The 21,920-nt window shown below is 74.1% G+C and carries 18 protein-coding genes; 4 read left to right on the plus strand and 14 right to left on the minus strand.

Going from position 1 to position 21,920, the window contains the following annotated elements; genetic code table 11:
- Window positions 1-62: 62 nt before the first annotated feature.
- The 8 genes from GD880_RS00230 to GD880_RS00265 all read right to left on the minus strand — a co-directional run bounded on the left by GD880_RS00230 (window position 63) and on the right by GD880_RS00265 (window position 8,905).
- A complete protein-coding gene (locus GD880_RS00230) occupies window positions 63-368 on the minus strand; it encodes a helix-turn-helix domain-containing protein (protein ID WP_152204034.1) in 306 nt (101 codons plus the stop codon).
- 217 nt (window positions 369-585) lie between these two features.
- Complete coding sequence (locus tag GD880_RS00235) at window positions 586-1,053, minus strand: CinA family protein (RefSeq protein ID WP_152229637.1); 468 nt, start codon at window positions 1,051-1,053, stop codon at window positions 586-588.
- Entirely contained in the window at window positions 1,050-1,694 is a 645-nt protein-coding gene (gene pgsA, locus GD880_RS00240; protein WP_226909260.1) for a CDP-diacylglycerol--glycerol-3-phosphate 3-phosphatidyltransferase, read from the minus strand. The genes GD880_RS00235 and pgsA overlap by 4 nt, the downstream gene beginning before the upstream one ends.
- 43 nt (window positions 1,695-1,737) lie before the next feature.
- A complete protein-coding gene (locus tag GD880_RS00245) occupies window positions 1,738-4,293 on the minus strand; it encodes an FtsK/SpoIIIE family DNA translocase (RefSeq protein WP_226909261.1) in 2,556 nt (851 codons plus the stop codon).
- A gap of 226 nt (window positions 4,294-4,519) precedes the next feature.
- The gene (locus tag GD880_RS00250) at window positions 4,520-5,488 is read right to left on the minus strand and encodes a PfkB family carbohydrate kinase (RefSeq protein WP_226909262.1); all 969 of its coding nucleotides are present in this window, start codon (window positions 5,486-5,488) and stop codon (window positions 4,520-4,522) included.
- Window positions 5,485-6,546: an ADP-ribosylglycohydrolase family protein gene (locus GD880_RS00255; RefSeq protein WP_226909263.1), complete on the minus strand. Its 1,062-nt coding sequence runs from the start codon at window positions 6,544-6,546 to the stop codon at window positions 5,485-5,487. The genes GD880_RS00250 and GD880_RS00255 overlap by 4 nt, the downstream gene beginning before the upstream one ends.
- A complete protein-coding gene (locus tag GD880_RS00260; protein ID WP_152229639.1) occupies window positions 6,543-8,030 on the minus strand; it encodes a purine-cytosine permease family protein in 1,488 nt (495 codons plus the stop codon). Before GD880_RS00260 ends, GD880_RS00255 begins: the two co-directional genes overlap by 4 nt.
- Entirely contained in the window at window positions 8,027-8,905 is an 879-nt protein-coding gene (locus GD880_RS00265; protein ID WP_152229640.1) for a purine-nucleoside phosphorylase, read from the minus strand. The genes GD880_RS00260 and GD880_RS00265 overlap by 4 nt, the downstream gene beginning before the upstream one ends.
- Before the next feature lie 256 nt (window positions 8,906-9,161).
- Between GD880_RS00265 and GD880_RS00270 the strand changes: the two genes are divergently transcribed.
- Window positions 9,162-10,337, plus strand: a complete 1,176-nt coding sequence (locus tag GD880_RS00270) for an alcohol dehydrogenase catalytic domain-containing protein (protein WP_152230114.1) — start codon at window positions 9,162-9,164, stop codon at window positions 10,335-10,337.
- A gap of 184 nt (window positions 10,338-10,521) precedes the next feature.
- On the opposite strand, the gene GD880_RS00275 is transcribed toward GD880_RS00270, so the two are convergent.
- The 3 genes from GD880_RS00275 to dapA form a co-directional block, all read right to left on the minus strand.
- Window positions 10,522-10,707: a zinc transporter permease gene (locus GD880_RS00275; protein WP_152229641.1), complete on the minus strand. Its 186-nt coding sequence runs from the start codon at window positions 10,705-10,707 to the stop codon at window positions 10,522-10,524.
- A 132-nt stretch (window positions 10,708-10,839) separates the two neighbouring features.
- A complete protein-coding gene (locus tag GD880_RS00280) occupies window positions 10,840-12,528 on the minus strand; it encodes a ribonuclease J (protein WP_152229642.1) in 1,689 nt (562 codons plus the stop codon).
- 126 nt (window positions 12,529-12,654) lie between these two features.
- Window positions 12,655-13,572, minus strand: coding sequence for a 4-hydroxy-tetrahydrodipicolinate synthase (dapA, locus tag GD880_RS00285; protein WP_152229643.1), 918 nt, complete (start codon window positions 13,570-13,572; stop codon window positions 12,655-12,657).
- Window positions 13,573-13,707: 135 nt separating this feature from the next.
- Here dapA and GD880_RS00290 point away from each other — a divergent pair, with 135 nt between their 5' ends.
- Window positions 13,708-14,427: a GNAT family N-acetyltransferase gene (locus GD880_RS00290; RefSeq protein WP_193314298.1), complete on the plus strand. Its 720-nt coding sequence runs from the start codon at window positions 13,708-13,710 to the stop codon at window positions 14,425-14,427.
- Window positions 14,428-14,598: 171 nt separating this feature from the next.
- Window positions 14,599-15,987 (plus strand): DUF222 domain-containing protein, encoded by a 1,389-nt coding sequence (locus GD880_RS00295; protein ID WP_152229645.1) that lies wholly within the window; start codon window positions 14,599-14,601, stop codon window positions 15,985-15,987.
- Between the two features lie 97 nt (window positions 15,988-16,084).
- Here the strand turns inward: GD880_RS00295 and dapB are convergent, their stop codons facing one another.
- Together dapB and GD880_RS00305 are read right to left on the minus strand one after the other, a co-directional pair.
- Entirely contained in the window at window positions 16,085-16,861 is a 777-nt protein-coding gene (gene dapB, locus GD880_RS00300; protein ID WP_152229646.1) for a 4-hydroxy-tetrahydrodipicolinate reductase, read from the minus strand.
- A gap of 194 nt (window positions 16,862-17,055) precedes the next feature.
- Window positions 17,056-19,422, minus strand: a complete 2,367-nt coding sequence (locus tag GD880_RS00305) for a glycoside hydrolase family 3 protein (RefSeq protein WP_152229647.1) — start codon at window positions 19,420-19,422, stop codon at window positions 17,056-17,058.
- Between the two features lie 358 nt (window positions 19,423-19,780).
- On the opposite strand from GD880_RS00305, the gene GD880_RS00310 reads away from it, so the two are divergent.
- On the plus strand, window positions 19,781-20,452 hold the full coding sequence (locus tag GD880_RS00310) for an alpha/beta hydrolase family protein (protein ID WP_226909265.1): 672 nt from the start codon (window positions 19,781-19,783) through the stop codon (window positions 20,450-20,452).
- Between the two features lie 47 nt (window positions 20,453-20,499).
- Here the strand turns inward: GD880_RS00310 and GD880_RS00315 are convergent, their stop codons facing one another.
- The gene (locus tag GD880_RS00315) at window positions 20,500-21,918 is read right to left on the minus strand and encodes a M16 family metallopeptidase (protein WP_152229648.1); all 1,419 of its coding nucleotides are present in this window, start codon (window positions 21,916-21,918) and stop codon (window positions 20,500-20,502) included.
- Window positions 21,919-21,920: the final 2 nt, after the last annotated feature.

A 21,920-nucleotide genomic window follows, 5' to 3' on the forward strand; every position in this document is an offset into this window, starting at 1 on the left:
GGCGCGAGGCCCGGACCATGCGGTCCGGGCCTCGCGGGGTCGTGGCGGCTGGGGCGCCGGTCTCAGCCGACCGGGGTGAGCAGGCTCTCGCGGCGCACCAGCTCGTCGGGAACGGTGTCGGGGACATGGACGCCCTCTTCGACGGCGACGCGGTCGGAGACGGCGCGCAGCACGAAGCTCATGGGCACGTTGAGCGCCTCGCAGATGGAGGCGAGCAGCTCGGACGAGGCCTCCTTCTGCCCGCGTTCGACCTCGCTGAGGTAGCCGAGGGACACACGCGCGGCCGAGGAGACTTCACGCAGGGTCCGGCCCTGACGCTGACGGGCGTCACGGAGCACGTCCCCGATCTCGCGGCGAAGCAAGATCATGGTGCGGCCCTCCTCCCCTGCCCTGCTGGGCGATGTGGTCCTACCGTACCCCGCCGGAGTGGCGGGGCGCTTGCCCGGTCGTGCGTCCCGGCGACCCTGGGGTCGCGTCGGCGCTGTCGTGCCATGCGTGGTGGTGGCACGGTACACGTACTTGCTGGTTGTCATCACCTGTACCAACGGCGCGGCGGCCGGTCTTGTTCCCCGCCGACGGCGCCCGCTACCCGTCGTCGACGACGGAGCCGAGGAGCGCCAGCGCGGCGCCGGTCGCGGCGGCCCGGACCGCCGCGCGCGGGCCGGCCAGCGCCAGCCCGCGCACCCGGGCCGTGCCCGGGCCGCAGGCGGCGACGTAGACGGTGCCGGCGGGGCGCCCGTCCGCCGGGCCGGGGCCGGCCACGCCCGTCGTGCCCACCCCGTGCGTCGCGCCGAGTCGGCGGGCCGCGCCGCGGGCCATCTGCAGCGCGACCTCCGGGTGCACCGGGCCGTACGCGGCCAGGAGGTCGCCGTCCACGCCGAGCAGCCCTGCCTTGAGGTCGGTGGCGTAGGCGACGACGGCGCCGCGCAGCACCGCCGAGACCCCGGGGACGGCGACCAGGGTCGCACTGACCTGCCCGCCGGTGAGCGACTCGGCGACGGCGAGCGTGGCGCCCCTGCCCAGCAGGCCGGCGACGACGCGCTCGACCGTCACCGCCCGGCGCCCGTACCGGTACCGGCGGCGTCCGCGGTGCGGGCGATGCGGACGGCCTGCGCGACGTAGTCGAGGCCGGTGAGGACGGTGACCGCGACGGTGAGGTAGACGAGCACCTCGGTGACGACGTTGATGACGTCGGCGACGCCGGTGGGCACGAGCGCCGCCCACGGCAGGAGCAGCAGCAGGATGAAGGCCACCTGGAGCGTGGTCTTGAGCTTGCCGCCCTTGGACGCGGCCATGACGGCGCGCCGCTTCATGAAGAACCGCAGCACGGTGATGCCGAGCTCGCGCACGATGATGACGATGGTGACCCACCAGGGCAGCGACCCGTCGAGGGAGAGCAGCACCAGGGCGGTGAGGACGAGGGCCTTGTCCGCGATGGGGTCGGCGAGCTTGCCGAAGTTCGTCACCAGGCCGCGGCTGCGGGCGAGGTGCCCGTCGAGCTTGTCGGTCAACGCGGCGAGGGCGAAGACGACGGCCGCCCACAGCCGGGTGGCGGTGGTGCCCTGCAGCAGCAGGACCGCGAACAGCGGCACCATGACGATGCGCACCATCGTCAGCACGTTGGCGATGTTCCACAGCGGCACGTCGGCGGGTTCACCGGCGCCGGTGGGCACCGTCTGGGGGTTCGTCGTCACCCGCCCAGCGTAGGGCCCGCACCACCGCCCCGCCGCCAGTGCGTCAGCGGCCGGTGAGCTGCCAGGCGTCCTCGCCGCCGCCGTCGTCCTCGTCGTCCCAGCTCTGCGCGACCGGCGGGGCGTGCCCCTCGATGCCGTCCGCGTAGCGGTCCGCCGCCGGCTCGTCGGCCTCGACGTCGTAGGGCCCGGCGCCGTCGTCCTCCGCCGGCGCCGGGTCCTCCCCGCGCAGCAGCGCCAGGGTGGCGGGCAGGTCGTCGGGCTGGACGAGCACCTCGCGGGCCTTCGACCCCTCCGAGGGGCCAACGATCTCGCGGGACTCGAGCAGGTCCATGAGCCGCCCGGCCTTGGCGAAGCCGACACGCAGCTTGCGCTGGAGCATCGAGGTCGAGCCGAACTGCGTGGTGACGACGAGCTCGGCGGCCTGCAGGAGCAGGTCGAGGTCGTCGCCGATGTCCTCGTCGACCTGCTTCTTGACCACCGGGGCGATGACGTCCTCGCGGTAGGTCGGCTGCAGCTGGGCCTTGACGTGGTCGACGACGGCGTGGATCTCGGACTCGGTGACCCAGGCGCCCTGCACACGCATCGGCTTGGCGGTGCCCATCGGCAGGAACAGCGCGTCGCCCTGGCCGATGAGCTTCTCGGCGCCGGGCTGGTCGAGGACCACCCGGGAGTCGGCCAGCGACGAGGTCGCGAACGCCAGCCGGGAGGGGATGTTGGCCTTGATGAGGCCGGTGACGACGTCGACCGAGGGGCGCTGGGTGGCGAGCACCAGGTGGATGCCGGCGGCGCGCGCGAGCTGGGTGATGCGCTGGATGGAGGCCTCGACGTCGCGCGGGGCGACCATCATGAGGTCGGCCAGCTCGTCCACGATGACCAGGAGGTACGGGTAGGGGGCGATCGTCCGCTCGCTGCCCGGCAGCGGCTGGACCTTGCCGGCGCGCACGGCGGCGTTGAAGTCGTCGATGTGCTTGAACCCGTAGTTGGAGAGGTCGTCGTAGCGGGCGTCCATCTCCCGGACCACCCACTCCAGGGCCTCCGCGGCCTTCTTGGGGCTGGTGATGATCGGGGTGATGAGGTGCGGGATGCCCTCGTAGATCGTCAGCTCCACCCGCTTGGGGTCGACCAGCACCATGCGCACCTCCTCGGGGGTGGCGCGCATCATGATCGAGGTGATCATCGAGTTCACGAAGCTCGACTTACCGGCGCCCGTGGCGCCGGCGACCAGCAGGTGCGGCATCTTGGCGAGGTTGGCGACGACGTAGCCGCCCTCGACGTCCTTGCCGACGCCGACGATGAGCGGGTGCTCGCTGCGCCGGGCCACCGACGAGCGCAGCACGTCGCCCAGGGCGACGGTCTCGCGGTCGGTGTTGGGGATCTCCACGCCGATCGCGGACTTGCCCGGGATCGGCGAGAGGATGCGCACGTCGGCGCTGGCGACGGCGTAGGCGATGTTCTTGCTCAGCGCGGTGATGCGCTCGACCTTGACGCCGGGGCCGAGCTCGAGCTCGTACCGGGTGACCGTCGGGCCGCGGGAGAACCCGGTGACCTTGGCGTCGACGTTGAACTCGGTGAGCACCTGGGTCAGCGCCTCGACGACGCGGTCGTTGGCCGCCGAGCGGGTCTTGTGCGGGGCGCCCTTGATGAGCGTGTCGTCGCTGGGCAGCGTGTAGATGACGTCCGGGGCGAGCTGGAGCTGCTCGGCCCGGGCGGGCAGCGCCTGGGTGGGCGGCGCCTGCAGCTCGCGCTCGTGGGCCTCGTGCTGGTCCTCGGCGGCGGTGTCGGCGGTGGGCGCCGTCTCCGCGGACTTCTTCCGGCCCCGGCCCTTGCGGGCGGCGGTGAGCGCCGCCGTCGCCGCCTCGTCGGCGGGGGCGAGGTCGTGGGGCTGGGCGAAGGCCTCGTCACCGGTGTAGTCCCCGGGCGCCACCTCGGGGGCCTCGGCCGCCTTCTTCCGGCGGCGGCGCGGTGCGGGTGGCCGGTGCGTCCCGTCGGCGGCGACGACCTCCGTCGTCGCGTCGTCGGGGACGGGCTCGGGCCCGCGGCCGAGGAGCCAGGCCCCCGCGGCGGAGAGCTTCGCCGGCACCGCGGCGACCGGGGTGGCGGTCACCACGAGCAGCCCGAACACCGCCAGCAGCACGAGGATCGGCACGGCACCCCAGGCGGAGAGCAGCACCGTCAGCGGCGTGCCGACCGCCCAGCCCAGCAGCCCGCCGGCGGACTCGACCGCGGCGAAGGAGTCGGTGGGGCGCGGCAGGTCCGAACCGATGTGGACCAGGCCGCAGACCGCGGCGGTGAGGGCGACGATCCCGATGGTGACCCGGACGTTGGCCTGGGTGCGCTCGGGGTGGCGCATGAGGCGCACGGCCATGGCCACGAGCACGAGCGGCAGCAGGATGCCGAGCACGCCGACCACCCCGGCGGCCACGTGGTGGATGAGGTCGCCGGCGATGCCGGACAGGCCGAACCACTCGCGCAGCGCGATGACGATGGCCAGCGCGAGGAGCAGGAACGCCAGCCCGTCCCGGCGCAGCGCGGGGTCGAGGTCCTTCGTGCCGGAGCCGACCTTGCGGGCGGTGCCTGCCACCACGTGTGCTCCTCCCATCCAGATGAAGCGGAAGGGCCGGAGCAGCAGCGGGGTCTGCTGGGGGCGCGACGAAGCCGTCGAGCGCCCGCGGCCGCGGGCCTTGCTTCCGCGAGTACTGCGCGCGGATGACCCACGTGCCGTCGAGGCCGACCGTCCGGGGGAAGGCGTGCGGGTAGCCATGACCTCCCCAACGTAGCGTCCGGGAGGCCTCGCGCCACCCGCGCCGCGCCGCGGGTGCCCCGCATCACGTGCCCCCGAGCACCGCCTCGAGCTCGGCGCGGGTGGGTGCCGCGCCGCCCCCGACCCGGGTGACCGCGATCGCGGCGGCGGCGTTGGCGCGGCGCACCGCCTCGAGCAGCGGCGCCCCGGCGAGCAGGCCGGCGGCGAGCACCCCGGTGTGCACGTCGCCGGCGCCGGTGGTGTCCACCGGGCGTACGGGACGGGACGGGACGAGGGCGCTCCCGCCGCCGGGCTCCCGCACCCAGCACCCGGCCACGCCCAGCCGCACGAGCACCGCGCACCTGGCCGGCACCCGCGAGCACAGGCCGGCCATGCCGGCCTCCTGCCCCGGGTCGGTGCCGGCCAGGTGGGCCGCCTCCTGGGCGTTGACGGTGAGCACGTCGCAGCGCGCCAGCACGGGGCCGAGCACGGCGTCCGGGATCTGGCCCGCCAGCGGGCTGGGGTCGAGCAGGAGCCGGACGCCGGCGGGCAGCGCGGCCGCCCAGGGGCCGACGACGGGTGCGGCGTCGGGGTAGGCCAGGTCGTAGCCGGAGACGTAGACGACGTCGCCGGGCCGCAGCGCCACGGCGGCGAGCTCCGTGGCCCGGGGCCGCCCCTCGGCGCCGATCGTCGTGACGAAGGTGCGCTCGCCGTCGGGCTCGACGAGGGCGACGACGACGCCGGTGTCCCCCGGCGCCGGAGCGGTGAGCAGGTCCACCCGCTCCGCCCGCAGCGCGGCGCGCACGAGGTCGCCGTGCGGGCCGGTGCCCACCGGGCTGGCCACGGCCACCCGGACGCCCTGCCGGGCCGCGGCGACGACGACGTTGAACCCGCCGCCCGGGGTGAGGCCGGCCGTCGTGGCCAGGACGTCCCCGCCGCGGGACGGCAGGCCGGGCAGCAGCAGCGGCAGGTCGACGACGACCGACCCGGCGGAGACCAGCCGCGGCGCGGCCGGGGCGACCGCCGCTTCCACCGCCTCCCCCGTCCGGCTCACCCCCGCAGCTCCAGCAGGTCGTCGGCGAGGGCGTCGAGGTCGAGGGCCGGGTTGGCCCGCGCCACGGCACCCACCGCCTCGGCGGGCAGGCCCTCGCGCCCGCCCATGGCGCCGGCCACCGCCCCGGCCATGGCCGCGATGGTGTCGCAGTCCCCGCCCAGGCTCGCGGCGATGCGGCACACCCACCACGGGTCGGCGGCCCCGCCCGGGCGCACGGCGTCGGCCAGCACCAGCACGGCGAACGCCGCGGGCACGGACTCCTGGGTGGCCAGCGAGGTCCCGACGACCTCGTCGATGACCCGCGAGCCCGCCTCCACCTGGTGCGCCTCGCCGTCCTCGGACACCGCCGCGACGGCCTCGAGGGTCAGCCGCACGGCGCACTTCAGCCGTCCGGCGAGCGAGGGGGCCGCGGTGTAGAAGCCGCGGGTGGCGGCCGAGCGTGCCGCGGCGGTGGCGGCGTCGAGCACCTCGGGCAGGCCCGCGCCATCCACCGCCACGGCGACGGCGGCGGCCACGGCCGCGGCCCCGGCCAGGGCCACCTGGGTGTTGTGCGTCGGCTCGCTCACGGCGACGACGCGGTCGACGAGGACCTGCAGCGGGCGGGCCGCGGTGGCGACGCCGACGGGGGCGATGCGCATGGCGGCGCCGTTGGTGTCGCCCCAGCGCCCCGAGGTCGGCGAGGGCCCGTGGGTGCGGATGTGCTGCAGCGCCCGCAGCGTGGACGGGCCGAGCAGGCTGGCCGCGCCCGCCTCGCGCATGCGTTCCTGCCAGGCGAGCAGCCGCGCCGCCAGCTCGGTGGCGTCCACCCGCCCGGCGCCGTCGACCAGGAGACGCCCGATGATCACGGCCTGGTCGGTGTCGTCGGTGACGTGCCCGGCCGGCAGGTCGCCGGCGAACTCGTTGTCCTCGGCGTGGCCGGGGTGGAACCGGTCGATGAGCCCGTACCGCTGGGTCACGAGGGCGCGCGGCAGGCCCTCGGCGGGCATGCCGAGCGCGTCGCCGACGGCCAGCCCCCACAGGGCGCCGCGGGCGCGGTCGCGCAGGGTCGCGGCGGTCACTCGCCCGTCACGGCCGCCGGCTCGCGGGCCGCCGTCGTGGCCGCCTCCTGCCGGCGGATGCGCCCGGCGTTCGCCAGCCCGACCAGCAGCCCGCCGAAAAGCGCGACGGCCACGCCCACCCCGGAGAAGCCCCAGGTGTCGACGTCGAGGCCGAGCGGGCCGAAGAGGTAGCCCTGCCAGGTCAGGCCCTGGACGCCGTTGGTCACCAGCCCCCAGCCGATCGCGGTGAGCGCGAGCATGCCGAGGACGTTGAGCCAGTTCACCGACCCGTAGAGGCCGCGGGCGTCGAACAGGGAGAAGGTGTCGTAGTCGCGGCGGCGCAGCACCAGGTCGCCGATGAAGATGCCGGCCCACGCGGCGATCGGGACGCCGAGGGTGATGAGGAAGCCCTGGAACGGGCCGAAGAAGTCCGCGGCGAACCACACGATGACGATCGTGCCGACCACCATGAGCAGCCCGTCGATGGCGGCGGCGGCCCACCGCGGCACGCGCAGGCCGACGGCGAGGAGCGTCAGGCCCGAGGAGTAGATGTCCAGCACGGCGCCGGACACCAGCCCGCCGACGGCGACCAGGACGAACGGGACGAGGTACCAGGTGGGCAGGAGCGTGGCGAGCGTGCCGATCGGGTCGCTGGAGATGCCGGCCGAGAGGTCCGGGTTGGAACCGACGAGCAGGACGCCGTAGACGATGAGGATGACGGGCGCGAGGGAGGCGCCGAACGTCGTCCAGAAGACCACGCCGCGGGAGGAGGCCGCGCGCGGCAGGTAGCGGGAGTAGTCGGCCGCCGCGTTGACCCAGCCCAGGCCCAGCGCCGTCATGACGAGCATGAGCGCGCCGAGCACCGCCTCCCACGACCCCGCGGGGAGCTGGCCCAGGGCGGCGAGGTCGATCCGGTCGACGGTCAGGGCGATGTAGCCGAGGGTGACCACGCCCAGGACGATCGTCAGGACGGTCTGGACCCGCATGATCATGTCGAAGCCGAGGATCCCCGCGCCGACGACGATGGCGATGACCACGAGGAAGGCCACGACCCGCGCGGTGTTGCCGCCGGACCACCCCAGCTGCTGGATGACCGTGTCGGTGGCCAGCGTGGCGAGGGCGACGAGGACGATCTCCCAGCCCACGAGCAGCAGGTAGGACACCACCCCGGGCAGGAGGTTGCCGCGCACGCCGAACGCCGCCCGGGACAGGGTGAGGGTCGGGGCCGACCCGCGCTTGCCGGCCAGCGCGATGATGCCGACGAGCAGGAAGGAGAGCACCGTCCCGACGACGGCGACCAGGGTCGCCTGGGCGAAGGAGATCCCGAAGTCGAGGATCCACGAGCCGTAGCTGATGCCGAACACCGAGATGTTCGCGGCGAACCAGGGCCAGAAGAGGGAGGCGGGGCGGCCCTTACGGTCCGCGTCGGCGATCACCTCGATGCCCGTCGCCTCGATGATGAAGGCCGAGCTGGGGCCCTCCTGGCTGAGCGTCCGGTCGGTCACGACGTCGTCTCCTTGCTCCCGGCGGCGGAGGAGGCCGGGACGTGGGGGTGGGAGGGGGTGAGGCCGGCGAGGAGACGGCGCACCATCGGCGAGAGGCGCGCGGCGGCGGCCTCCGCGACGGCGACGACCTCGTCGGGGTCGATCTGCTCGCCGGAGGCCTCGTGCGCCGTCACCGTGGACAGCGCGAGGACCCGCAGGCCCGCCTCGCGGGCGGCGATGGTCTCGAGGACGGTGGACATGCCGAGGACGTCCGCGCCCAGCGCCCGCACCATGCCGGCCTCGGCGGCGGTCTCGTAGTACGGACCGGCGAGCATGGCGTAGACGCCGGTGGCCAGCTCGACGCCGTCGTCGGCGGCGGCCGTCAGCAGCGCCGCGCGCAGCGCCGGGTCGTAGGCGGCGGTGAGGTCGACGAAGCTCGCGCCCTCGAGCGGCGAGACGCCAGTGAGGTTGAGGTGGTCGGTCAGCGCGACGACGCGGCCCAGCGGCCACTGCGGGCGCAGCGAGCCGTTGGCGTTGGTCAGCACCACCGTCCCGGCGCCGAGCGCGGCCAGGGTGCGCACGCCGTGGGCGACGGCGCCCGGGCCGTGCCCCTCGTACAGGTGGGTCCGGCCGGCCAGCACGACCACCGGGCGCGCCTCGCCGTCCGGGCCGGGCAGGTCGAAGCGCAGGATGCGGCCGGCGTGGCCCGGGGCGACGGGGGCGTGGAAGTGCGCCACCTCCGCCGTCGGCACCGCGGCCACGGGTTCGCCCCACCGCTCGGTGAGGGGGTCCCAGCCGGAGCCGAGGACCACCCCGGCGGCGACGCCGTCGAGCCCGAGCCGGTCGCGCAGCTGCGCGGCGGCCGCCTCCGCCGCGGCCCGCCAGTCGTTCGTCACACGCGCATGCTAGAGCGAAAGCGCTGGTGGCGAGGTCAAGCGGGCCCGGGCTGGGCGCCCGACGTCGAGCCGAGCGGCGGCTACCGGACCTGGCGCCGGGCGAGGTCGGCGCGCTCGATCGCGACGTGGGGCCGCGGGACGGCGTTCCCAGGGGTCACTGCGGAGCTCTGCCCGGTCGGGGCTTGTTCGCAAGATGCCACTGCGGGCAGTCTGGTGGTGGCGTCGTGACGAGTACGCCGACCCGTGGGGGCGCGCAGTGAAGGCGATCGTGTTCGAGGACACGCGCCGTGTCGGGGTGCACGAGGTGCCGGACGCGACGATCGTCGATGCGACCGACGTGGTCATCCGGGTCACCGCGAGCGCGATCTGCGGCACGGACCTGCACATGTATGACGGACGGACCGGTGCTGAACCGGGTCTCGTGCTCGGTCACGAACCGCTGGGCGTCGTCGAGCAGGTCGGGTCGGCGGTACAGATGGTGTCGCCGGGTGATCGCGTCGTGATCCCCACCCACATGTACTGCGGGGTCTGCTACAACTGCGCGCGCGGCTACACAGCGGCCTGCCTGCGGGTGCGGCCCGGCGGGTTCGGCGCGGCCTACGGCTACGCGGGGATGGGCGACTACCGCGGCGCCCAGGCAGAGCTGCTCCGGGTGCCGTTCGCCGACGCCAACTGCATCCCGCTGCCCGGGGAACCGTACGACGAGCACGAGGACGACTTCGTCCTTCTTGCCGACGCGTTCGTGACCGGCTGGCACGCCACGGAGCTGGCACGCGTGGGGGCCGGGCCGGCGCCGGTGGCCGTGTTCGGCGCCGGCGCGGTGGGGCTGCTGGCCGCGTACTCCGCGCTGCTCAAGGGCGCCGGAGAGGTGTACGTCGTCGACGGCGTCACCGCCCGGCTGGAGAAGGCCGGTGAGCTCGGCGCCGTCCCGGTGGATTTTCGGGCCGGTGACCCGGTCGAGCAGATCCGCGAGCGGCGCCGCCAGCGCGGCCTGCCCCCCGGCGAGAGCGTCCTGGACGGCGTGCAGCACGGGATCGATGCGGTGGGTTTCCAGGCCCGCGACCGTGCCCAGCCCGACGCCGAGCTGCCCTTCCAGGTCATTGACGACCTTGCCCGGCTGGTCAACCCCACAGGACATCTGGGCATCGCCGGTGTCTATGCCGACCGTGACATGCACCCGGCACCCGATGGCAGTACGAGCGGTGCGCTCACCGTGCCCTGGGCGACGCTGTTCGCGAAGGGCGTGTCCGTCGGGTTCGGCCGCACCCACGACCGGCGTTACACCACGCGGTTGCGCGACCTCGTCCTGACCGGGCGCGCGCATCCCGGCCGCATCGTCACCCACCACGGCCCGCTCAGCGAGGCACCCGAACTGTTCGCCGCCTTCGACCGCCGCGAGCATGGCGTGGTCAAAGCCATCCTGCGGCCCTGACTCGAGCCATGTCCGGGTGCCGCACGATCGCGGTCACCTGGGTACCTCCTGCCACGGCTTGTGCGTGGAGGTCTCGTCCCGCCTTGCTCGTGGTCCGATGTCCATGCCTTGCTCCTCGGCACAGCGGCAGGGAGCACGGCATCACTCACGTCGGCCTCGAGGTGCCGGAGGTCGGCCGCGGCCCTCAGCCCGACGTCGGCGACTCGCTCTCCTCGCCGTGCTCGTCGTAATGACCGGCGTGCTCGGCGTGCCGGTGCCCGTCATGCACGTAGTCCACGTGGTCGCCATGCTGCACCGTCTCGTGGCCGCACCCGGGACCGTGCACGTGCGCGTGGTCGCCGTCGTGTTGCCGGTGCGTCTCAGCCGTCATGACCAGGCTCCCTCGATCGATCCCTCACCGAGGATACGACCGGACACGGCGCCGAGGCTCGACGAGCGACACCCCGGAGTCGTCCTGCGCGCCGTCACCATCTGGCCCGACGCACCAAGGGCCACGCCCCAGCTAGGCCTCGACGACCGTGGGGATGATCATCGGGCTGCGCCGCAGCCGCTTCGCGGCCCACCGGCCCACGACCCGCCGCATGGCCTGCTGCATCTGGTGGGTGTCGGCGTTGCCGCGGCCCACGACCTCGTTGAGCGCGTTGGTGACGTCCGGCAGGATCGCGTCGAAGACGGAGTCGTCCTCGGCCATGCCGCGGGCCTGGATGTGCGGGCCGGTGAGCACCTGGCCGGTGGAGGTGTCCACCACGGCGAAGATGGAGATGAACCCCTCCTCGCCGAGGATCCGGCGGTCCTTGAGCTCGGCGTCGGTGATCTCGCCGACCGAGGAGCCGTCGACGTAGACGTAGCCGCACGGCACGGCGCCGGCGATGCGGGCCTTGCCGTCGACGAGGTCGACGACGACGCCGTCCTCCGCCAGCACCACCCGCTCGGCCGGCACCCCGGTGGAGACGGCGAGGGCGCCGTTGGCCACGAGGTGGCGGATCTCGCCGTGCACCGGCATGACGTTCTTCGGGCGGACGATGTTGTAGCAGTAGAGCAGCTCGCCGGCGCTGGCGTGGCCGGAGACGTGGACCTTGGCGTTGCCCTGGTGCACCACCTTGGCGCCCAGCCGCATGAGGCCGTTGATGACCCGGAAGACGGAGTTCTCGTTGCCCGGGATGAGGGAGCTGGCGAAGACGACCGTGTCGCCGGGGCCCACGGAGATGCGCGGGTGGTCGCGGTTCGCGATCCGGCTCAGCACCGCCATCGGCTCGCCCTGGGAGCCGGTGCACATGAGCACGACCTCGTCGGCCGGGTAGTCGTCGACCTTCTTGACGTCGATGAGGGTGCCCGGCGGCACCTTGAGGTAGCCGAGGTCGGCGGCGATGGTCATGTTGCGGACCATGGACCGGCCCACCAGGGCAACCTTGCGGTCGTGCAGGGCGGCGGCGTCGAGCACCTGCTGGACGCGGTGGACGTGGGAGGCGAAGCTCGCGACGACGATCTGCCCCTCGGCCTGCCCGAAGACGCTGTCGAGCACCGGGCCGATGTTGCGCTCGTGGGCGGTGAAGCCGGGGACCTCGGCGTTGGTCGAGTCGGTCATGAACAGGTCCACGCCCTCCTCGCCCAGGCGGGCGAAGGCGCGCAGGTCGGTGATCCGGCCGTCCAGGGGCAGCTGGTCCATCTTGAAGTCGCCGGTGTGGAGCACGTTGCCCGCCGAGGTGCGGATCATCACCGCGAGCGCGTCGGGGATGGAGTGGTTGACGGCGACGAACTCGAGGCCGAACGGGCCGAGCTGCTCGCGCTGGCCCTCCTGCACGGCGAGCGTGATCGGGGAGATGCGGTGCTCCTTGAGCTTGGCCTCGACGAACGCGAGGGTGAGCTGGGAGCCGATGAGCGGGATGTCGTGGCGCAGCCGCAGCAGGTAGGGCACGCCGCCGATGTGGTCCTCGTGGCCGTGGGTCAGGACGATCGCCTCGATGTCGTCCAGCCGGTCCGCGATGTACTCGAAGTCGGGGAGGATGAGGTCGACGCCGGGCTGGTTGTCCTCGGGGAAGAGCACGCCGCAGTCGACGACGAGCAGCTTGCCGTTCACCTCGAAGACCGTCATGTTGCGCCCGACCTCGCCGAGGCCGCCGAGCGGGACGATGCGCAGGCCGCGCTGCGGGATGGGACCGGGGGCTGACAGCTCAGGATGCGGGTGACTCACGAGCCCATCCTGCCAGGCCGGGCCGCCGATGGGCCCGGCAGGCCCGCTCCCCGGCGCCGGGGTGACCAGCGTCACCCGCCGGCCGGGGCCGCCTGCGCGGTGCGGGTGAGCGCGCCCGGGAGCCGGTCAGGCCGGGATGAGGGCGTGCTCGCGCAGGGTCTGTGCGAGGACGGCCACCTCGGCCGGGGAGGCCTCGACCAGCGGCAGGCGCACGGCGGGGCTCTCGATGAGGCCCTGGAGGTACACGGCGGCCTTGGCCATGACGGCGCCCTGGCCACCGCCCATGATCGCCGCGACGAGCGGGCGCATGCGCGCGGCGACCTCGCGGGCGCCGGGCAGGTCCCCGGCGTCGACCTCGCGGACCATCTCCGCGTAGGCCCCGGCCGCCACGTGGCCCACGACGGACACGACGCCGGAGGCGCCGTGCGCCAGCCAGTCGAAGTTCAGCCCGTCGTCGCCGGAGTAGTACTCGAGCCCGGTGCGCGCCATCCGCTCGAAGCCGGCGGGCACGTTGCCGGTGGCGTCCTTCACGCCGAGGATGCGCGGGTGCTCGGCGAGCCGGTCGAGGGTGTCGTCGCCGATGGCGACGCCGGTGCGGCCGGGGATGTCGTAGAGCAGCACCGGCACGTCGACCGCGTCGGCGACCGCCTTGATGTGCCGGTACACGCCCTCCTGGGAGGGCCGGTTGTAGTACGGGGACACGACGAGCACGCCGCGCGCCCCGGAGCGCTCGGCGCCCTGGGCGATGCGGACCGCGTGCGCGGTGTCGTTGGACCCGGCGCCGCCGATGACCATGGCCCGGTCCCCCACCGCGTCGACGACGGCGCGCACGAGGTCGTCCTTCTCCGGTTGGTGGGTGGTGGGCGACTCGCCGGTGGTGCCGTTGAGCACGAGGGCGTCGCACCCGTCGTCGACGAGGCGGACCGCCACCCTGATGGCCGAGTCGATGTCGATCGAGCCGTCGGCGTGGAAGGGCGTGACCATCGCCGTCGAGACGGACCCGAAGGTGCGCGACGGGAGGTGGGTGGCGATCTGCTCGGTCATGCACGAACCGTAACGCCCGCGCGGGGCGCCAGGAGACCGCCATCCCACATCGTGGTGGCGGTCACCACCGTGGCTGCCCGGCACGGCGACGCTCGCCGGCTCCCCGCCACCCGGCCGGCCGCTAGCCTGGGGGGCGTGACCTCCGCCGACGACGCCCACGACGACCTGCTCGGCCGCCTCCTGGCGGAGTCCGGCGGCGCCGGCGGGCCGGGGAACGATCCCGCGCACGCCGGTCACGCCCACAGCGACCCGCTCCGGCCCACCGCCGACCACTCCGTCCGCCCGGCACTGCCCGAGGACGCCGAGGCGCTCGGCGACATCCACGCCCGCACCCTGCGGGCGACGCTGACGGCGGCCGTGGGCGAGCTGGACCCGGCGGTCGGTGCCTCGATCGACGCGGCCGCGCTCGGTGCCGCCTGGCGCGGGGCCATCACCACGCCGCCGTCGCCCCGGCACCGGGTCCTCACGGCGTGCGCCGGCGCCCAGGTGGTGGGCTTCGCGGCGTTCGCGCCGGCGGAGACCGCGGTGGAGGTCGAGGCCGGCCCCGGCGACGACGACGAGGGACACCCGGCCGGGGCGCCCTCCCCCGGCCCCGCCCGGGCCGTCGCGGAGATCCTCGCCCTGGAGGTGCCCGCCGCCCACGCCCGCCGGGGGCACGGCTCCCGGCTGCTCGCGGCGTGCGTCGACCTCCTGCGCGAGCAGGGCGCGACGCGGGTGCAGGCGTGGGCCGTGCAGGACGACGAGTCGCGCACCCGGTTCCTCAGCCAGGCCGGCTTCGCCCCCGCCGGCGTGCGGCGCACCCTCGACGTGGCGGGCACACCGGTGACCGAGATCTGCTGGTACGCCGAGCTCTGAGTCCAGGGCGGGTTCTCCCCGGCCGCTGTGTCCCGTCCTCATGCCATCCGGCTCGGCCGTCCCACCCGTCCGACTCGCCCACCAATGCCCCTCGGCTGGTCCGTCCACACCCCCTCCGGCTCGGTTCACCCGGCCCGATGGAATGTCGGTGGTCGGTCATAGCGTGTGGGCATGGTCAACGACGACCCTGCGGACAGACGGCCCGACCCCGACGACGGCGACAGCGGCGGCGGGCAGAGCCGGTTCGGGCTCGGCCCGGGGCCGGCCGCCGACCTCGAGCTCACCGCTCCCGGGCCGGTCCTGGCCCGCCGCCTAGCCGCGCTGTCCCCCGCCGACCTCGATGACGCCACCGTGGTCGAGGCGATCGCCGGCTACGAGCGCATGGTCGGCTGGGCCACCGCCGCCCAGGCGCGCCTGATCACCGAGCTCCTCGCCCGCCGCACCCCGGCCCCCAAGCCCGGCCCGCACCCCGAGGTCCTCGCCGCCTTCGAGATCCAGGCCCGCCTGGGCATCACCCGCTACGGCGCCGAGGCCAAGGTCGGCTACGCCACCCAGCTCGACGACTACCCCGAGGTCGCCGACGCCCTCGCCCGCGGGGAGATCGACACCGCCAAGTCCAAGATCCTCCTCGATCCCATCTACGGCCTGCCCGGCAAGAAGCTCCGCGCCCTCCACGCCCGCCTGCTGCCCACCGCGGCCAACCTCACCGGGCCCCAGCTGCGCGACCGGATGCGCCGGGCGGCCCTGGCCCACGACCCCGACCACGCCGCCAAGCGCCACGCCACGGCCTACGCCGAGCGCGCGGTGACCGTCGAGCCGGCCCACGACGGGATGTCCTGGGTGTCGGCACTGCTGCGCTGCGACGACGCCGAGGCCACCCGCACCTACCTCGACAGCCTCGCCGCCGCCGCCAAGACCCCAGGCGACACCCGCAGCGCAGACCAGCGCCGTGCCGACGCCTTTCGGGACCTGTTCCGCACCCTGCTCGACCGCGGCCTCGACCTCGACGGCGCCGAGCTGCCCACGCCCGCACGTCGCCGACCGCACCTGCAGGTCACCATCGGAGCGGGCACCCTCCTGGGCCTCGACGACGCCCCGGGCCTCCTCGCCGGCTACGGGCCCATTCCCGCCGACCTCGCCCGCGAGATCGCCCTGGACGCGACCTGGCAGGCGCTGATCACCGACGCCACCACCGGCGAGGTGGTCGCCCTGGGCACCAAGGCGTACCGCCCCGGGGCGGTCCTGGCCCGCACCGTCGTCGCCCGGGACGTCACCTGCACCTACATCGGCTGCCGCGTCCCGGCCTGGCGTTGCGACCTCGACCACACCCCGGAGTACGACCCCAGCCGGGCCGCCTCCGAGGTCCAGACCCGGCTGGACACCCTGTACTCCCGCTGCCGCTCCCACCACGGCGCCAAGACCACCAAGGCCTGGCGGACCCACCGCGATCCCGCGACCGGGGACAGCGTCTGGATCGCCCCGACCGGCCATACCTATCGCCGCGAGGTCAACAAGCCGCCAGGCGCCGCGCCGCCGGCCGAGGACCCGCCGCCGTTCTGACGCGGCTCATCGTCTGCCCCACCGTGCTGACCGCCTTCCCAGCGCCTGGCCCAGGCGCGTGCCAGCGGCGCGCCTGTCGTCGGCCCGACGCCGAACCTCAGCTGAGGTCGAGCACCTGGTCGAGCCCGAAGGTCACACCGGGCCGGCCGACGACCTCGCGCACGGCGAGGAGGACGCCGGGCATGAAGCTGGACCGGTCGAAGGAGTCCGTGCGGATGGTCAGCTGCTCGCCGGGGTTGCCCAGCAGGATCTCCTCGTGCGCCACGAGGCCGCGCAGCCGGACCGCGTGGACGTGCACGCCGTCGACCACCGCGCCGCGAGCGCCGTCGACCTGTGTCTGCGTGGCGTCCGGCATGGCGCCCAGCCCGGCCGCGGCCCGGGCCTCGGCGATGTGGCGCGCGGTGGTGAGCGCCGTGCCCGACGGGGCGTCGACCTTGTTCGGGTGGTGGAGCTCGACCACCTCGGCCGACTCGAAGAAGCGGGCCGCCTGCTTCGCGAACGTCATCGCGAGCACCGCGGAGAGGGCGAAGTTCGGGGCGATGAGGACCCCGAGAGCGTCATCGCCGTCGCGCCCGGCGTTGCGCTCCTCGAGGTGTCGGCGCACCCGGTCGAGCGACTCGTCGGTCCACCCGGTTGTGCCGACGACGACGCTCAGCCCCGCGTCGATGAGGGCGTGCACGTTGGCCTCGGTCGCCCCCGGGACCGTGAACTCGACCGCCACCGTCGCGCCGCTGCCCGCGAGCGCGTCGATGCTGTCGGCGGAGCCCAGCTTGGCGACGAGCTCAAGGTCGTCCGCGCTCTCAACGGCGTCGCACGCCGCCTGGCCCATCCGTCCATGGGCGCCGATCACTGCGACTGCGAGGGGGGAAGTCACGCAGGCAGCCTAGGCGATCGGCACACAGGTGAGCCGCGGTGGACCACCGGCCGACCGACGGCGGAGGGCGCAGCACACGGGCGAGTCCCCACCCGCAGGTGGGGGCTCGCCGAGGCGGCGTCAGTGCCGCCTGTGCGGAGCCGGTTCCGTCCTCCTAGGTGAGGCCGGGGTCAGTTCTCGTAGGTAACGCCGGGTCAGTTCTCGTAGGTGAGGCCGAACCCGAAGGGGAACAGCTCGCCGTCGTCGGTCTCCTTGTAGCCGGGCAGGTCGCTGTACTGCTGCTCGATGGCCGCGCGCGTGCCCGCGAGGGCGAACGGCATCTTGCCCTGTGGCTTGAAGTCGCCCGAGAGGACGTCCATGAGCGCGGTGTCGCTGATGCCGAAGCCGGCCACGATGGCACCGGCGTCGCGCAGGTGGCTCGCCTCGTCGAGGACGAAGGGCTGACGGAAGTAGACGTGCAGGACGGTGTTCTCCGCGCCGACCTCGTTCATGACCTGCTGGATGTCGCTCAGCGCCGGCACGACCTGCCACGACTGAGCCTGCGCCATGCCGGAGAAGTCCAAGATGCCGGACTCCCACGGCAGGGAACCGCCGAAGCGCAAGCCGTTGTCCGTGCACGGCGCCGTGGTGTCGTAGGAGACGCAGACGTCCTCGGCGCCGAACGGGTGCTGCCCGTCGAGGGCGGCGGTGCCCGGCATGACGATCGGGTTGACCGGTGTGCTCGGGTCGGCGGCGGCGGCGCGGCTGTCGAACGTGGCAGTGTTCTTGTTCTTCGCCGTGACGTTGATGATCGCGTAGTCGGCGTCGGCGGCGCTGGGCCGCTTGCCGTCGACGAGCGTGTTGCCGTTGATGACGGTGAAGCCCTCGGCGGCGACGGCGGCCTCGTTGAAGTCCCCGAGGATGTAGACCGTGGAGCCCTTCTTCAGCGGCAGGGCCTTGTCGCCGTCCTCGGTGGTGTTGTTCTGCAGCAGCACGGCGGACTTGCGCTGGACGTCGAGGCCGACCGCGCGGTTCTGCGCGCTGCCCACCGTCTCGTCGGCCGCCGCCGGGTCGACGTAGGGGTCCTCGAACAGGCCCATCTGGAACATCGGGGTGAGCAGCCGCGTGGCGGCGAGCGTCACGCGCTCCTCGGTCACCTGGCCGGACTCGACGAGGTCGATGATCGTCTGGACGTCGTGGAAGCCCGAGAGGGTGTCCGTGCCGCCGTTGATGGCGGCCGCGACGCGCTCGGGCACGGTGTTGCGCTCCAGGCCCCAGGCGCGGTCGGTGATGATCCCGGTGTCGGAGTTGACGTACCCCTGGAAGCCGAGCTTGCCGCGCAGCAGGTCGTTGACGATCTGGTTGGAGAACGCCATGCCGGTGTTGTCGTAGGTGACGCCGTCGTAGGTCAGGTCGATCGGGGCGCCGTAGTACGGCATGATCGCCGACACGCCGGCGTCGATGGCGGCCTCGAACGGCTTGAGGTGCTCGCCGAAGGCGCCGCCCGGGTACACCTGGGTCTTGCCGAAGGAGTAGTGCGGGTCGAGGCCAAGCTCCTGAGGGCCGCCGCCCGGGAAGTGCTTCATCGTCAGGGCGACGTCGCTGTCGGGGCTGAGGGAGACGCCGTTCTTGTCGACGGGGCCCTGCAGGGTGCCGACCAGAGTCTTCATGATGTTGGCGTTGAGGTCGGCGTCCTCGGTGAACGTCTCGTGCGTGCGGTACCACCGCGGCTCGGTGGACAGGTCCGCCATGTAGCCGTACATGCCGCGCAGGCCGATGGAGGACCACTCGTCGCCCATGACCTCGGCGAAGTCCTCGACGACGGACATGTCGCCCGTGGTGGGGGCCTTGCCGGTCTTGCGGGTCTGCTCGCCGAGCGCGGCGGCGGCGATGCCGGCCTCCTTCGGGAAGGCGCTCATGGCGCCGGCGGACTCGTTGATGCCGGCCCGCGCGTCCGGGTCGATGTGGTTGCGGGCGTTGGACTTGTACAGCACCGGGATGCCGAGCCGCGTGGCCTCGCTCAGCTCCTGGATGGTGTTCATGTAGGTGGCGGCCTCGGACGGAGTCACCGAGGTCGTGGCGCCGAAGCCGCTGCCCGGCTGCCCGCACACCGCCTTGTCCGCGCCGGTGACGGTGTTGCGGAAGATGAAACGGTGCATGTACTGGTTGTCGAGATAGTCCGCCGTGCTCGCGCCGGGCACGCCCCGGGTCTGCGTCGCCTGGTCGCACTCGGCGTTGAGCGTGTCGATGAGCATGAGGCCGGCCTTCTCCTCCAGCGTCATGCGCGCGACGAGATCGGCGACCCGCTTGTCGGTCGACTTGGTCCAGTCCTCGTAGGGGTCGATCTTGCCGTTGGCGTTGAGGTCGCGGAAGGACCGCTGCCCCTGCTTGATGATCGGCTTGACGCGCGACTCCACCTGCTGCGCGTTCTTGCCGCCGGCGTTCGAGTGCGCCGGCGGGTTGCCGCCGGCGCTGGAGTGGTCCGGCGGCGCCGCGAACGCTCCGCCCGCCAGCGCGAGGGACAACGGGATGGCGACAGCCACCGCCGCGAGCCCCCGTCGTCGCGATCTGCGTGTGCTCATGTGCTGGTCTCCCTCGACCTCGACGGGTGGTCGGGCGACTCCTCGCGGTGCCCCCGTACCACGAAACTGACGCCGTCCGTCCGACGGAGGCGCCGACGCCCCCGACCATCCGGTCGGCTCCCAGGTGAATCCCAGTGGGGGACACTCTGAGACGTCGGTCACGTCGCGGCAACGAGTTGCCAGATCTTGCCACCGGGCCAGGGGGCGCCCGCGGACGTCGGACCCGGTGCAGCGCCCGGCAGATGGGAGGATCAGGGTGACCTGGCGGGCGCGAGGCGCGGTCGCGAGAGCGCGCGGTCGCGAGGCGCGGTCGGAAGGCGCGGTCGCGAGAGCGCGCGGGACTGACGGGAGCGGGACGATGACCCAGGAGGCACCCCAGGCCGGGGCCGGCCAGCAGGGGCCGGACGGCGACGGCGCGGCACCCCCGGCCGACGTCGTCGAGGTGGCGACCCCGCACGGCCCGGCGCGGGTGCACCTGCGCCGAGCGGCCACACCGCGGGCGGCGCTGATGCTCGGCCACGGCGCCGGGGGCGGGGTCTCCGCCAAGGACCTGGTGCTCGCCGCGGACGTGGCCGTGGCCGCGGACCTGAGCGTCGCCCTCGTCGAGCAGCCATACCGGGTGGCGGGGCGCCGGGCGCCGGCCCCGGCCCGCCAGCTCGACGCCGCGTGGACCGCGGTGGCGGCGCACCTGCGTGAGGCCGACCTCGCCGGGCTGCCGCTCGTGGTCGGCGGGCGCTCCTCCGGCGCGCGGGTGGCGTGCCGGACGGCCGGTGCGGTCGGCGCCGTAGCGGTGCTGTGCCTGGCCTTCCCGCTGCGCCCGCCGGGCAAGGCCGACCGGCCCAGCCGGCTGCCCGAGCTCGACGGCGCGGGCGTGCCCACGCTGGTCGTCCAGGGCGCCCGCGACCCGTTCGGCGTCCCACCTCGCGGCCCGGGCCGGGAGGTGGTCGTCGTCGAGGGCGACCACAGCCTGGCCAAGGACCACGCGGCGATCCGGGCGGCGCTGGTGCGCTGGCTGACCGAGGTGGTCTGAGCTGAGCGGCGCGGCTGCCGTCGTGACCGGCCGCGCCGCCAGCCGCGTCAGGCGGAGGCGCGCGTCCCGAGGATCCGCGCGGCGACGTCGTCGTCGAACGGGCCGACCACCACGAGCGAACGCGGCCGGGCGGCGAGGTCGGCGGCGAGATCGCGCACCTGCTCGGCGGTGACCTGGGAGATCTGCTCGATCATCTCGTCCAGGCTGGTCAGCTCGCCGTGGACGATCTCGGCCCGGCCCAGCCGGGACATGCGTGAGCCGTTGTCCTCCAGGCCGAGCACGAGGTTGCCGCGCAGCTGGCCGACGCCGCGGCGCAGCTCGTCCTCGTCGACGCCGTCGCGCACCAGGCGGTCCCACTCGGCGCCGAGCAGCTCGACCACCTGGGTGACGTTGCCCGGCGCACAGCCGGCGTACAGGCCGAAGGTGCCGGCCTCGGCGTAGGAGGAGGCGAAGGCGTAGGTGGAGTAGGCCAGGCCCCGCTTCTCGCGGATCTCCTGGAACAACCGCGAGCTCATGCCGCCGCCGAGGACGGTGGTGAGCACGGACAGGACGTAGCGGCGCTCGTCGCCGGCGGCGATGCCTGGCCCACCGAGCAGCACGTTGGCCTGCTCGGTGGGGCGGCGCACGGTCACCCCGCTGCCCTCCCCGGGCAGCGGCACGGACTGCGGGCCGGGCAGCACGACGGCGCCCGAGCCGGGCACCACGCCGCGCAGCTCGGCCGCGCCGGTGCGCCGGGCGGCCGGGACGGCCACCGGGTCGAGGGTCCACCCGCCGGCCCGCACGGCGTCGAGCACCTGCGCGCACAGCGCGTCGTGGTCGACGCTGCCCGCCGCGGTGACGACGAGCTCGTGCGGGACGTAGGTGCGCCGGTAGTGCTCGACGACGGCGTCGCGCGGCACGGCCCGGATGGTCTCCGGGGTGCCGCCGATGGGCCGCCCGAGCGGGTGGTCGCCGAGCACGCCGGACGTGAAGCGCTCGTGGGCGACGTCGACCGGGTCGTCGTCGTTCATCGCGAGCTCTTCGAGGATGACCCCGCGCTCGGTCTCGAGCTCGCCGGCGTCGATGACCGAGGAGGTGACCATGTCGGCGATGACGTCCACCGCCATGGGCAGGTCGGCGTCGAGCACCCGCGCGTAGTAGCAGGTGTGCTCCTTGCCGGTGGCGGCGTTGGCCTCCCCGCCGACGGCGTCGAACGCCTCGGCGATGTCCAGGGCGGACCGGTTCGAGGTGCCCTTGAACAGCAGGTGCTCGAGGAAGTGGGTGGAGCCGAAGTGCCCGTCGGTCTCGTCACGCGAGCCGACGGCCACCCAGGCGCCCACCGCCGTCGAGCGCTGGCCCGGCATGGCCTCGGTGAGGACCCGGATCCCGCCGGGCAGGACGGAGCGCCTGATGACGCTGCCGTCCTGCTCGGCGTGGATCTCGGTGCCCGGCGCTCCCGCCGGGCCCAGGTGAAGCGGCTGGGGCATCC

Source organism: Georgenia ruanii, assembly GCF_009193175.1.
In the GTDB taxonomy this organism is placed as follows: Bacteria; Actinomycetota; Actinomycetes; order Actinomycetales; family Actinomycetaceae; genus Georgenia; species Georgenia ruanii.

Bases quoted from the DNA above. Each gene is read 5' to 3' on its own strand.
- GD880_RS00295 (WP_152229645.1), top strand. From the start codon at position 14,599: ATGGTCAACGACGACCCTGCGGACAGACGGCCCGACCCCGACGACGGC.
- GD880_RS00245 (WP_226909261.1), bottom strand. From the start codon at position 4,293: ATGGGAGGAGCACACGTGGTGGCAGGCACCGCCCGCAAGGTCGGCTCC.
- dapA (WP_152229643.1), bottom strand. From the start codon at position 13,572: ATGACCGAGCAGATCGCCACCCACCTCCCGTCGCGCACCTTCGGGTCC.
- GD880_RS00310 (WP_226909265.1), top strand. From the start codon at position 19,781: ATGACCCAGGAGGCACCCCAGGCCGGGGCCGGCCAGCAGGGGCCGGAC.
- GD880_RS00275 (WP_152229641.1), bottom strand. From the start codon at position 10,707: ATGACGGCTGAGACGCACCGGCAACACGACGGCGACCACGCGCACGTG.
- GD880_RS00305 (WP_152229647.1), bottom strand. From the start codon at position 19,422: ATGAGCACACGCAGATCGCGACGACGGGGGCTCGCGGCGGTGGCTGTC.
- GD880_RS00230 (WP_152204034.1), bottom strand. From the start codon at position 368: ATGATCTTGCTTCGCCGCGAGATCGGGGACGTGCTCCGTGACGCCCGT.
- GD880_RS00315 (WP_152229648.1), bottom strand. From the start codon at position 21,918: ATGCCCCAGCCGCTTCACCTGGGCCCGGCGGGAGCGCCGGGCACCGAG.